Source organism: Segatella salivae F0493 (assembly GCF_000477535.1).
Classification (GTDB): domain Bacteria; phylum Bacteroidota; class Bacteroidia; order Bacteroidales; family Bacteroidaceae; genus Prevotella; species Prevotella salivae.
Genome location: NZ_AWGW01000007.1, coordinates 246,160 through 258,766 on the forward strand (window position 1 = coordinate 246,160; position 12,607 = coordinate 258,766).

Below are 12,607 nucleotides of genomic sequence, written 5' to 3' on the forward strand. Positions count from 1 at the left end.
TTATGAACAACGTATTTGTATATTGCGAATTAGAAGAGACAACCGTTCAGGAAGTTTCACAGGAATTGCTCACTAAAGGTCGCAAACTTGCCAATAAACTTGGTGTAGACCTGCATGCAATTGTAGCCGGAAGTGGCATTAAAGGCAAGGTAGAAGATCAGATTTTACCTTATGGTGTGGACAAGTTATACGTCTTTGATGGAGACAAACTCTTTCCCTATACCTCAGCACCTCACACAGATATTCTCGTGAATCTCTTCAAAGAAGAGAAACCTCAGATATGTTTGCTTGGCGCAACAGTAATTGGTCGTGACCTCGGTCCACGCGTAAGTTCGTCTCTAACGTCTGGACTTACGGCCGATTGTACCCAACTTGAGATTGGAGATTACGACGAAAAGAAGACTGGAAAGCATTATGATAACTTGCTTTATCAAATCCGTCCCGCCTTCGGTGGTAACATTGTAGCGACCATTGTGAATCCCGATCATCGCCCACAAATGGCAACTGTGCGCTCAGGTGTAATGCAAAAGGCTCTTTATGAGGGTCAAAGTAAGGGCGAAGTAGTTTATCCTGACGTTGCAAAATATGTCCCAGAAGAAGATTATGTGGTTAAAGTCATCGACCGACACATAGAAGCTGCCAAGCACAATCTTAAGGGATCACCGATTGTTGTGGCTGGAGGCTACGGCGTAGGAAGCAAAGAAGGTTTCGATCTTCTATTCCAATTAGCGAAAGAACTCCATGGAGAAGTGGGCGCAAGTCGTGCAGCTGTTGATGCAGGATGGGTTGACCACGACCGCCAAATCGGTCAAACAGGCGTCACTGTTCATCCAAAAGTATATATCGCTTGTGGCATTTCAGGTCAAATTCAGCATATCGCCGGCATGCAAGATAGCGGCATCATCATCTCAATTAACAACGATCCTGATGCTCCTATCAATAAGATTGCCGACTATGTCATTACCGGTTCCGTTGAAGAAGTAGTGCCAAAGCTGATTAAGTACTATAAGCAGAACAGCAAATAAGGGGCCTCTCCCCCGGCCCCTCCCCAAAAAGGGAGGGGAGTAATGTGCTTTTCTATTGAATGAATACAAAGGAATAGTCTCTTAAAATCTCATGAAAAAGGTAAAGACTCCATTTGACTATATGAGTTCTTCGCCCGATCGTTATGCACTCTTGAAAGCATATGCCAGAGAGAACAGACAGAAAATGACTCTTGCTGAGACTATACTTTGGAATGAATTAAGGGCATTACCTAAAACATTTAAATTCAGACGACAGCATATTATTGGTGACTTTATTGTTGATTTTGTATGCTTAGATTTACATTTAGTTATTGAAGTAGATGGTGATTATCATCAAAAGTTACAGCAAACTCACGATGACATACTACGTACTGAATGCCTAAATAGACTGGGATTTAACGTAATACGCTTCACCAATGAACAAGTTATAGAGAATCTACAAGAAGTAATAAGAGAGATTAATAACATATTATATAATGAATAAAATAATCCATCACCAACCCTTTTCCGTCTATCAAGGAGATGACATGCTACTCCCCTCCCTCTTCGGGGAGGGGTTGGGGGTGGGGCTTTAGCTTATGTCAAACTATTACACCGACCATCCAGAGATAGGTTTTCATTTGAACCATCCTCTGATGAAACGCATTGTTGACCTCAAAGAGCGCGACTATGCAGACAAAGATGCTTTTGAAGACGCTCCCGTTAACTACGAGGATGCTCTCGAAAACTACAAACGTATGCTCGATATCACGGGAGATGTCGCTGCAAATATCATCGAACCAAATTCTGAAAGCGTAGACCTTGAAGGGCCACACTTGGAAAACGGCCGCATGCTTTACGCCAGTAAAACGGTTGAAAACATTGAGGCTACACGTCAAGCAGGCTTGTGGGGCATCTCCATGCCACGCCGATATGACGGTCTGAACATTCCAAACATCGTCTTCTCTATGGCTTCTGAGCTCATCGCTGCAGCCGATGCAGGTTTCCAAAACATTTGGTCTTTGCAGTCATGTATTGATACTCTCTACGAATTTGGTACGGAAGAACAACGCAAAAAGTATATTCCTCGCATCTCAGCTGGTGAGTCTATGTCGATGGACCTTACCGAACCAGACGCTGGTTCAGACCTTCAGCGCGTGATGTTAAAGGCTACTCAGGACGCAGATGGCACGTGGAGACTCAATGGAGTGAAACGTTTCATCACCAATGGAGACTCAGATATCCACCTTGTTCTGGCTCGTTCAGAGGAAGGTACACGCGATGGACGCGGTCTTTCGATGTTTATCTATGACAAAAAAGACGGTGGTGTGACCGTGCGTCATATCGAAAATAAACTCGGAATCCATGGAAGTCCAACATGTGAACTTGTATATAAGAATGCAAAATGCGAGCTTTGTGGCGACCGCAAGTTAGGCTTGATCAAGTATGTCATGTCACTCATGAACGGCGCTCGACTCGGAATTGCCGCCCAAAGCGTTGGTGTTGAACAAGAAGCATATAATGAAGCCCTCGCCTATGCTAAGGAACGTGCTCAGTTCGGCAAGAAGATTATCACCTTCCCTGCCGTATATGACATGCTCTCTCGCATGAAAGCAAAGCTTGATGCAGGTCGTTCGCTGCTCTACATGACGGCTCGTTACGTTGACATCTATAAGGCGCTTGAAGACATTTCGCGTGAACGCAAGCTCACACCTGAGGAGCGTAAGGAGATGAAACAATACACTCGACTCGCTGATGCCTTTACACCGATTGCCAAAGGTATGAACTCTGAGTATGCAAACCAAAACGCTTATGATGCTATTTCCATTCATGGCGGTTCAGGTTTCATTATGGAATACAAGAGCCAACGCCTCTATCGAGACGCTCGAATCTTCTCTATCTATGAGGGAACAACCCAACTTCAGGTCGTTGCTGCAGTGCGTTATATCACCAACGGCACTTATCTTGCCATCATGAAAGAGATGCTTGAGACTCCCGTTAGCGACAACTTGCAACCTCTAAAGGTGCGTATTGCAGAGTTAGTTGACCTGTATGAAGAGGCACTCAATAAGGTAAATAGTGATGAAAATCAGGAGCAACACGACTTCCTTGCACGTCGTTTATATGATATGACGGCTGAAATCATCATGTCATTACTGATTTGTATTGATGCAAGTAAGGCGCCAGAACTCTTCGAAAAGAGTGCAAATGTTTATGTACGCATGGCAGAAGAAGATGTCATTGGTAAGGCTGCATATATCAAAGCATTCAAGGCTGAAGACTTAAAGAACTTTGTTGCTGAAGAAACAACAGAAGAAACAGAAGATTAAGCGCTACTGATAATCAACAAAAGGCTACATCATGATGTGCATGGTGTAGCCTTTTTTATTGCCATGATGTTCCATATAGTACGGTCAAATGCCACGAACAAGAGATTGCACCATTAGCTTTGGCAGCCCCTATCAGCTTATTCTAAATTGCATGTAAATCTAAATCGTTTTGCATACTCAACCAAACCACTCCGCAGTTTCACACACCTTGCAACACATTAAGTCTCAAGTTTTTATGAAAAGAAACAGGACTTACACACGAAAGATTATTAAAAGTCGGCATAATTCACATCATTTCATGCCACAATTTGCGTCACTTTATCGTGTAAAATGAGGCAAATTATCAAGTGAAATGAATCAAATCGTGGCGTGAAATAAATCAAATCATCGTGTAGATTACTTCAGATAAACTCGCAAGGTAAATCAAACTGCATGAAAAAAGGTTGAAAGACATGGCCTTAAACAGCCATCGTCTTCCAACCTTTTATGGTTACTAATCGTAAGTTTCGATTAGATATTTGGATTCATTTCATTCCATTTGTCAACAGAAGGAACAATGCCGAGCTCAACAATCTCGTCACGCATCTTGCAAAGATGCTCGTAAGACTTCTGCAAACCATCCATTTCTTCCTTCGTACCTGTAGGCTCTGTGAAGTGAACACCAGTCTTATCAATTGTTGTTGGCATAGCCATCATAACGTTCTTGAAGCCAAGCTTGTCGTTGCATACATAGCAACCAGCTGGCAAAGTGAACTTCTCGCCGCCCATAGCAGCCTCAATCATCTTCACAGCATTATATGCAGGACTCTGGAAAGAGCTACGACCGCGGAGCTTAATGATGTTAGATCCGCCCTGAACGGTATGGTGTTTGATCTCTTCCCAACGTGTTTCAGAAAGATTCATCTCTGCCAATGGCTTACCATCTACCTTTACTTGAGAAGCGAATACAGCCATTTGCTCACCATGACCACCATAAGTGTGTGCGCCAGTAACCTTATCTTGCTGTACACCGAACTCCTCAGCGAGAGCCTGTTGCAAACGAGTTGAGTCGAGAGCAGCAAGAGATGTCAACTGATTTGGTTTCAAACCAGAGTGAATCAACGTTGTCAATGCAGTAACATCTGCAGGGTTGAAGATTACAACAACATGCTCTACGTTAGGACAATACTTCTTGATGTTATCACCAAACTCGGCAGCAATCTTGCAGTTTCCTTTCAAAAGGTCTTCACGAGTCATGCCTTCTTTACGAGGAGCACCACCAGATGAGATGATATACTTAGCGCCTGTGAAAGCCTTTTCAGGGTCAGTGGTGTAGCAAAGGTTAGCACCAGAGAATGCGCATTGTGCCATTTCGTCGTATACTCCGTGTACACCTGGCTCGAAAATATCATAGAGACAGATGTTAGGAGTAAGCCCAAGCATCAACGCACTCTGTACCATGTTAGAACCAATCATACCGCCTGCACCAACGATAACAAGCTTGTCATTCGATAAATACTTCATAATTGTAATAAATATTGTTTTGTTTAGAAATCTAATTTCTATTGATTTTACGACCACAAAGTTAGTAAAAATCCAAAGATATAATGTACTTTTTGAAGATATTATTTGTTGTTTAATCTTAAAAAACATATCTTTGTCATGTCGATTTAGCAAAACTAAGGATATGAAAACAATTGACCAACGACTTGAAGCTTTACGCGATGTCATGCGAAGTGAACATCTTAGTGCATTTATCTTTCCCAGTACAGACGCCCATAACAGTGAATATGTGGCACCACATTGGCAAAGTCGCGAATGGATTTCTGGGTTTAATGGCTCTGCTGGCACGGCAGTCGTGACATTGACCGGGGCCGCTTTGTGGACAGACTCTCGCTATTTCTTAGCCGCCGAGCAACAACTTGCAGGCACAGAATATGAACTTATGAAGCTCAAAGTTGCTGGAACACCAACAGTTTCTGAATGGATTGCGCAACAATGTGAAGCAGGAAGTGAAGTGGGAATTGATGGAACGGGGAGTAGTTTCGCGGAAACGGAAGTCCTTAAAGCCGAACTTCGGCAGCAAGGAGGAATGACATTGCGCCTTAACCTCGACCCTTTGGCGCGTATTTGGGATAATCGTCCCCCTATTCCTCAACATAAAATAGAACTTCATCCACTTGAATATGCAGGGGAAACTACGGCTTCCAAACTGGGAAGAATACGTGAAAGCTTGCGACAAAATCATTGTGATGGCATGCTGATATCAGCCTTAGACAACATTGCATGGACGCTAAACCTTCGTGGAACAGACGTGCATTGCAACCCAGTTTTTGTGGCTTATCTCCTTATTGAGCATGAAAAAACGATATTATTTGTTAATAAAGATAAGCTCACAACAGATGTTTCAGCCTATCTATCAGCGCTTTCGATTAAACTACTTCCATATAACGAAGTCGGGAAATACCTCAAACGCGATTACTTTGCCTATAATATCATGCTTGATTCTCACGAGACAAGTAGTTATTTAGTGGCTTGTGCGAAAGCAGGAAGAACTTCAGTTGTGTTGAAGACTTCACCCATTCCAGCAATGAAAGCCATAAAAAACAAGACTGAAATTGAAGGATTTCGTAATGCCATGAAACGTGATGGCGTGGCCATGGTAAGGTTCCTTAAATGGCTGATTCCTGCGGTTGAAGAAGGTAATGAGACTGAAATGTCGCTGGATAAGAAATTAACAGACCTCAGAAAAGAGCAGCCTTTATATCGTGGTTTGTCATTCGACACGATAGTAGGTTATGAACATCATGGTGCAATTGTACATTATGAGGCGAACGAAGCTACAGATATTGCCATCAAACCTCATGGACTTGTGCTTATTGATAGTGGGGCTCAATATCAAGATGGTACAACGGATATCACACGAACGATAGCACTTGGGCCTATCACTGAACTTCAAAAACGTATATATACCTTAGTATTAAAGGGGCACATTCAATTCGAAATGGCTCGCTTTCCCGATGGAATCAGTGGCACACAACTTGATGTTTTAGCACGTGAACCACTATGGCGTGAAGGCTATAACTACTTACATGGCACTGGACATGGTGTCGGTTCATATCTCAATGTGCATGAAGGTCCGCAACAGATTCGCATGGAATACATGCCCGCCCCACTTCATTCAGGCATGACAGTGACGGATGAACCAGGCTTATATCTGGCAGATCGCTTCGGTGTTCGTATTGAAAACACCTTGTTAATCACAGCAGATTGTGAGACAGAATTTGGCAAATTCCTGCGTATGAAATCACTAACGCTCTGCCCTATTGATACAAAACCCATCATTATTTCTATGCTCTCAGACGAAGACATCAATTGGTTGAACAATTATCATGCGGAAGTTTATGAAACGCTTTCAGCCGAATTAAACGATGAAGAACGTGAATGGTTGAGACAAGCAACGCGACCTATTGAACGCGAAAAGGCCTAACCATGACAGATTTTGCTTCCTTTCTGGTTTGAAATAAATTGAAAATGCAAGATAACTTGCTTTATTCTTAAATTTTGTAAAATAAGAACGACTAAATTTGCAGCGTTAAAATAAATTATCTACTTTTGCATCCGCCTTACAAGTTAAGGGCGTTTAGCTCAGCTGGTTTAGAGCATCTGCCTTACAAGCAGAGGGTCGGCGGTTCGAATCCGTCAACGCCCACCAACGTAAAGGGTGGTTACCAGAGTGGCCAAATGGGGCAGACTGTAAATCTGCTGGCTATGCCTTCGGTGGTTCGAATCCATCACCACCCACTCAATTAAAGGGATTTAGCAACGCTAAATCTCTTTTTTTGTATCTTGAAATCTTTCATATCATATTCTTTTTGTACCTTTGCGATATCATGGATTCAGTCTTATATATTAAGAATATGGTATGCGACCGCTGTAAAATGGCCGTTAATCAGGTGATGCACAATAACGGATTACAGCCCATTTCGGTTGAATTGGGCAAGGTTGTTGTTGCTCATTCGATTGATGTTCCATTGCGTTCACAAATCAAAAAGCAACTCGAAACACTGGGGTTTGAATTGCTTGACGATAGAAAACAGCAGTTAATTGAGCAAATAAAGACTGCAGTGATACAATTAGTCCACTACCATGACGGCATGACTAATACGAATTTGAGTGATTATCTCACATCAAAACTCCACAGCGATTATAGTGCCTTAAGCAAGCTTTTCAGTGAGGTTACAGGACAAACCATTGAGCGATATCTTATAGAACAACGCATTGAACGTGCCAAGGAGCTAATACGCTACGATGAATTGAGCCTTACTCAGATTGCATTTCAATTGAATTATTCGAGCGTTGCCCATTTAAGTAGCCAGTTTAAAAGCGTCACTGACATGACGCCTTCACAATTCAAAGCACTCAAAAATAATGCCCGACGCAGCCTCGATAAAATTTAACCAGCTGCCAACCACGACCTTATCTTTTCCAATATTGCTGCAACAAACGACGCCAAAACGATTGCTTTATACGCCCGAACTGCTTTAATTCCTCATCTATTTTATCCTTTCCAAGCTGCGAAATGGCTTCAGCTTGGTCGAAATCAAAGGTATCATAGCCTTCAGTTAGTACCTTAATAACGAGATCTGGATGTGTAAGTTGAATCTGATACTGCGTATTTTGCGCTATCATAATAGCGATTGTGCGCAACAACAACGTAACATAGTTGACATTAATTCCACTGACTTGCTTGACAATACGATTCATAATCGCTTCTGGTATCGACTTCTCTAACCTTTGTTTTACTTCGTCTTGTTTCATCATTAGTTCCTTACGGAAGTCATGAGCACTTACATCTACACCGAAAAGTAAGTCTCCCGGATGTCTAACTACCCTATTCAAAGGAAGAGAATTGACCAATCCGCCATCAACAAGTAACATATCTTCAAGCTTAACGGGATTGAAAAAGAGCGGTATTGAGATGCTCGCACGGATGGCTTCATAAAGACTTCCGCGATCAAAGACTATCTCTTTACCACTATTCCAATCGGTTGCTACGGCCGTATAGGGAATGGGAAGGTCTTCTATATTGACATCAGGCACAATCTCTTTCAGGGCATCTATCACCTTCACTCCTTTCACCAAATGACTCAAACTAAAGGAGAAGTCTACCAAAGAGAGTATCTTTCGGCGGTCAAGAGCAAACATCCAGTCCTTTACTTCGGGTAGTTTTCCGGCAGCAAACATGCCTCCTATGAGTGCGCCCATAGAACAACCGGCCACTGAAGTGATTTCATAGCCATGGCGTTCCAGTGATTCTATAGCGCCAATATGAGCTAAACCACGAGCTCCTCCGCCTGACAACACTAATGCAACGCTTTTATTCGCCATCATAATGCTTGTTTAATTGTCCTTCAATATGCTGCTTCACCTTATATATATACGCTCCTTTAAGCTGTAAAAAAGAAAAGAGTTGCAGTTCAACTCCATGGGGAATGAACTACAACTCCATATTTCTTACGTGATAATAAAACGATTAACAACAGATGTTATCCATAGATAACGTTGCCGTTCTCATCCGTATAATCATCCAAAGTCTTACTATATTGGTTCATAGCACGCAGACTCATACCCATGTTTGAGAAGCCTCCATCGTGGAAAAGGGTCTGCATTGTCACCTTACGGGTTAGATCACTGAACAAAGTTACACAGTAATCAGCACACTCATCGGCCGTAGCGTTGCCGAGAGGTGACATCTTATCAGCAAAATCCATCATGTTATCAATGTCCTTAATGCCTTTACCTGCAGTTGTTTCTGTAGGAGATTGTGAGATGGTATTAATGCGAACATTCTTCTCTCTGCCATAGATATAGCCGAAACTACGTGCTATACTTTCCAATAAACTCTTTGCATCGGCCATGTCGTTATAGCCAAAGAATGTGCGATGTGAAGCCACATACGTCAATGCAACGACTGAACCATATTCTGCAATTGCGTCAACTTTCTTTGCAGCTTGCAGCATCTTGTGGAATGAAATGGCTGAAATATCAAGCGTTTTATTTAGCCAATTGTAGTCAAGATCATCGTAAGTACGATGCTTACGAACGTTAGGACTCATCCCTATGGAATGGAGAACGAAGTCTATTTTGCCTCCCAATAGCTCCTGAGCCTTAACAAAAACATTCTCAAGATCATCGTAATTGGTCGCATCTGCCGCAATAACTGGCGCATTAATCTTCTTGGAAAGTTCATCAAGTGAACCCATACGAAGTGCCATTTCAGTGTTACTCAACACGAGAGTTGCACCTTCTTCCGCGCAGCGTTCAGCCACTTTCCATGCAATTGACATATCATTCAGTGCACCAAAAATAACACCACGTTTTCCTTTTAATAAGTTATAAGCCATAATTTTGTATTTAGTTAAACCGCTGCAAAGTTACGTTTTTCAATGAGAATAACAAAAAAAAATTGCACAAATCACGTTTTTTTGTGTAATCGTTTACGTAAAAATAGAGGCGAAAAGCATAACAGCAATCGCATTTTTCCCATGCAATAGATAAGAATTTGGTATTTACCGAAGTCGCAACGCCATAAGCATTATACCTTTGATAATCTATGCTTGACAAGCGAAAACGCTGTCTACCCTGGGTCGTTTGCCGTGAGTGGTAACAACACTATAGGCGTTGTACCTTTTATATATTAGCTTTTTATTGTGACATTCCACACAGAAAACGTACAACACCTACGGCGTTGACCTCCTCACTACACACATAACCTATGGTAGACTGACGCCAACCTTAGGCTGTCAAAGGTGCAACGTCTTCAGCGTTGAACTGCAATCACATTGCAAACAACGTCATTTTACACGATAAACAACGTCATTTTACGCAACGATTAGCGTCATTTCATCGTATGATTTGCGTCATTTCATTTTGTCATTTATTATGGTTAAAATAAAGGTCTATGGGATAATAAACCATTACTATATGAGAATTGTTCACTCATCCAGATTGTGTCTGTTTTCAACACCATAGGTTTTGCGTGCTTTATTGCCTAAGGTTGGCGAGGAGCGAGAGTGACTTTACAACATAAGCCAACCTATTAAATTATTCAAAATAATGATTATTCATCGTACACTTAATTGGTTTCAAGAAAAGAAACACTTATTTTTGCCATATAAAAACAAACATCTTATCCTCTAAACCGCAACATGAAAAAGAGTCTACTCACCCTACTCCTCGCCTCAGCAACAGCAGTTGGCGCAATCGCTCAACCTGCAATAGCAGGTTATCCCTATCAACAGGTGCCGTTTACAAGCGTTAAACTCGCGCCAAACTCATTCTTTGGCGAACGTCTGAAGGCTGCAAAGGAGGTGACTATCCCATTGGCTTTCAGCAAATGTAAAAGCGAACACCGATATGAGAACTTTGAAAAGGCAGCACATCCGAGTGATAAATACATCGTGCAAAAGTTCATGTTGTTTCCTTTTGACGATACCGATGTCTATAAAACTATAGAGGGTGCCAGCTACATGTTACAGAGTTTTCCCGATAAAAAGCTTGTAAACTATATCGATAGTATACTTACTATTGTAGGTAAAGCACAAGAAAACGATGGCTATCTTTATACAGCTCGCACGATGAATCCAGCCCATCCACACCCTTGGTCGGGTGGAAAAAGATGGCAGAAAGCAGAGGAATTGAGCCACGAACTCTATAATCTTGGGCACTTACTCGATGCAGCTGTGGCCCACTTTCAAGCCACTGGGTCACGCAAGTTCCTTGACATTGCACGACGATATGCCGATTGTGTAGTGCGTGAAGTGGGGCCAAAGGCGGGCCAATCTTGCGTGGTTCCGGGGCATCAAATAGCCGAAATGGGACTCGCAAAGCTTTATCTTGCAACGGGAGATAAGCGTTATCTCGATGAAGCTAAATTCTTTTTAGACTATAGAGGCAAAACAAACACACGCAACACATACACACAAAGCAACCTGCCCGTAGTCGAACAACGCGAAGCTTGGGGTCATGCTGTGCGAGCAGGATATATGTATGCCGGCATGGCGGATATCGCCGCACTCACTAAGGACAGTGCTTATATCAAGGCTATCGATAAAATTTGGAACAACATTGTAAGCAAAAAATATTATCTTACGGGTGGAGTTGGCGCACGACATGAGGGAGAAGCCTTTGGTGCTGATTACGAACTACCTAACCTTACAGCTTATAACGAGACGTGTGCAGCCATTGCTCAGTGTTATCTTAACCTGAGATTATTCATGCTTCACGGTGATTCTAAATACATAGATTGCTTAGAACGCACGCTATATAATGGCGTTATCAGTGGTATGAGCATTGATGGCGGTCGATTCTTCTACCCTAATCCTCTTTCTTCGGACGGCAAATATAAGTTTAATGCCGATGGAACAACAACACGACAACCATGGTTTGGTTGCGCCTGTTGCCCGAGTAACCTCTGCCGTTTCATTCCTTCTGTTCCGGGATATGTATATGCTGTGCGTGGGAATGACGTCTATGTGAATCTATTTATGGCTGGAGAAGCCGACATAAATGTAGGAGGAAAGCACATGAAACTCGTCACTGAGACAAACTATCCGTGGGATGGCAGGGTATCCATTCGCGTCAAAGAGTGCGGCAACAAAAAGGCTTCGGTGATGATACGCATACCTAATTGGGCGCGAGGTGAGGTCACTCCAGGAGGTCTTTACAGCTTTATCGACAAACAAGAAGAAGGTTGGAGCATTGCTGTTAACGGCAAAAAACGCTATCCAGAGACATGGGATAAGGGCTACTTTCGTGTCATAAACGTGCGCAAAGGCGATGTAATCACACTGCAACTTGACATGAAACCACGCATGGTTATGGCGGATAATAGGGTTAAAGATGACCGTGGTTGTATTGCTGTTGAACGTGGTCCACTCGTTTATTGCGCCGAAAGTGCAGACAACTTTGGTGCAAACACGAATCAAATCTATGTCAACAAGAAAGCTTCTTTCAAGCTTACAAAAGACTATTCAATAAAGAATACGGAAGCCGATGGAACGATTTTTAAGGTTGATGCCTTGCAAACAGAGGCACAACTATTGACAGACAACAGCGAGGGCAACCTGCAATTAAGGGATATGAAGCTTACCCTTATCCCCTATTATGCATGGAATCATCGTGGAACGAGCTGCATGAATGTGTGGTTAAAGACTACAGAACTGAAATAAAAAGGGGCATATGAAAGCATGACCTCAAAGAAAGAGCCTCTGACATTGATTGTTGTCAGAG

General features: G+C 42.5%; 9 protein-coding genes and 2 tRNA genes. 8 read left to right on the forward strand and 3 right to left on the reverse strand.

The genetic code is table 11. From position 1 onward, the window contains the following. Positions 1–2: 2 nt before the first annotated feature. From HMPREF9145_RS03590 to HMPREF9145_RS03600, 3 genes are all read left to right on the forward strand, one after another. A complete protein-coding gene (locus HMPREF9145_RS03590) occupies positions 3–1,025 on the forward strand; it encodes an electron transfer flavoprotein subunit alpha/FixB family protein (RefSeq protein ID WP_007135593.1) in 1,023 nt (340 codons plus the stop codon). A 91-nt stretch (positions 1,026–1,116) separates the two neighbouring features. Beyond that, positions 1,117–1,509, forward strand: a complete 393-nt coding sequence (locus tag HMPREF9145_RS03595) for an endonuclease domain-containing protein (protein WP_007135592.1) — start codon at positions 1,117–1,119, stop codon at positions 1,507–1,509. 94 nt (positions 1,510–1,603) lie between these two features. Then, positions 1,604–3,334: an acyl-CoA dehydrogenase family protein gene (locus HMPREF9145_RS03600; protein ID WP_021825004.1), complete on the forward strand. Its 1,731-nt coding sequence runs from the start codon at positions 1,604–1,606 to the stop codon at positions 3,332–3,334. Between the two features lie 510 nt (positions 3,335–3,844). Here HMPREF9145_RS03600 and HMPREF9145_RS03605 read toward each other — a convergent pair. Then, positions 3,845–4,837: a malate dehydrogenase gene (locus tag HMPREF9145_RS03605; RefSeq protein ID WP_021824969.1), complete on the reverse strand. Its 993-nt coding sequence runs from the start codon at positions 4,835–4,837 to the stop codon at positions 3,845–3,847. Positions 4,838–5,000: 163 nt separating this feature from the next. Here HMPREF9145_RS03605 and HMPREF9145_RS03610 point away from each other — a divergent pair, with 163 nt between their 5' ends. From HMPREF9145_RS03610 to HMPREF9145_RS03625, 4 genes are all read left to right on the forward strand, one after another. Then, positions 5,001–6,803 (forward strand): aminopeptidase P family protein, encoded by a 1,803-nt coding sequence (locus HMPREF9145_RS03610; RefSeq protein WP_021824966.1) that lies wholly within the window; start codon positions 5,001–5,003, stop codon positions 6,801–6,803. A 147-nt stretch (positions 6,804–6,950) separates the two neighbouring features. After that, positions 6,951–7,028: transfer RNA gene (locus HMPREF9145_RS03615), tRNA-Val, on the forward strand. Between the two features lie 7 nt (positions 7,029–7,035). After that, a tRNA-Tyr gene (locus tag HMPREF9145_RS03620) sits at positions 7,036–7,117 on the forward strand. Between the two features lie 89 nt (positions 7,118–7,206). Beyond that, on the forward strand, positions 7,207–7,773 hold the full coding sequence (locus HMPREF9145_RS03625) for a helix-turn-helix domain-containing protein (protein ID WP_196809735.1): 567 nt from the start codon (positions 7,207–7,209) through the stop codon (positions 7,771–7,773). 19 nt (positions 7,774–7,792) lie between these two features. On the opposite strand, the gene HMPREF9145_RS03630 is transcribed toward HMPREF9145_RS03625, so the two are convergent. Both HMPREF9145_RS03630 and HMPREF9145_RS03635 read right to left on the reverse strand, forming a co-directional pair. Then, positions 7,793–8,707: a patatin-like phospholipase family protein gene (locus tag HMPREF9145_RS03630; RefSeq protein WP_021825145.1), complete on the reverse strand. Its 915-nt coding sequence runs from the start codon at positions 8,705–8,707 to the stop codon at positions 7,793–7,795. Positions 8,708–8,862: 155 nt separating this feature from the next. Beyond that, positions 8,863–9,720, reverse strand: coding sequence for an enoyl-ACP reductase FabI (locus HMPREF9145_RS03635; protein WP_007135586.1), 858 nt, complete (start codon positions 9,718–9,720; stop codon positions 8,863–8,865). 804 nt (positions 9,721–10,524) lie between these two features. On the opposite strand from HMPREF9145_RS03635, the gene HMPREF9145_RS03640 reads away from it, so the two are divergent. Beyond that, positions 10,525–12,546: a glycoside hydrolase family 127 protein gene (locus HMPREF9145_RS03640; protein WP_021824820.1), complete on the forward strand. Its 2,022-nt coding sequence runs from the start codon at positions 10,525–10,527 to the stop codon at positions 12,544–12,546. Positions 12,547–12,607 lie beyond the last annotated feature (61 nt).

Bases quoted from the DNA above. Each gene is read 5' to 3' on its own strand.
- HMPREF9145_RS03590 (WP_007135593.1), top strand. From the start codon at position 3: ATGAACAACGTATTTGTATATTGCGAATTAGAAGAGACAACCGTTCAG.
- HMPREF9145_RS03595 (WP_007135592.1), top strand. From the start codon at position 1,117: ATGAAAAAGGTAAAGACTCCATTTGACTATATGAGTTCTTCGCCCGAT.
- HMPREF9145_RS03600 (WP_021825004.1), top strand. From the start codon at position 1,604: ATGTCAAACTATTACACCGACCATCCAGAGATAGGTTTTCATTTGAAC.
- HMPREF9145_RS03605 (WP_021824969.1), bottom strand. From the start codon at position 4,837: ATGAAGTATTTATCGAATGACAAGCTTGTTATCGTTGGTGCAGGCGGT.
- HMPREF9145_RS03610 (WP_021824966.1), top strand. From the start codon at position 5,001: ATGAAAACAATTGACCAACGACTTGAAGCTTTACGCGATGTCATGCGA.
- HMPREF9145_RS03625 (WP_196809735.1), top strand. From the start codon at position 7,207: ATGGATTCAGTCTTATATATTAAGAATATGGTATGCGACCGCTGTAAA.
- HMPREF9145_RS03630 (WP_021825145.1), bottom strand. From the start codon at position 8,707: ATGATGGCGAATAAAAGCGTTGCATTAGTGTTGTCAGGCGGAGGAGCT.
- HMPREF9145_RS03635 (WP_007135586.1), bottom strand. From the start codon at position 9,720: ATGGCTTATAACTTATTAAAAGGAAAACGTGGTGTTATTTTTGGTGCA.
- HMPREF9145_RS03640 (WP_021824820.1), top strand. From the start codon at position 10,525: ATGAAAAAGAGTCTACTCACCCTACTCCTCGCCTCAGCAACAGCAGTT.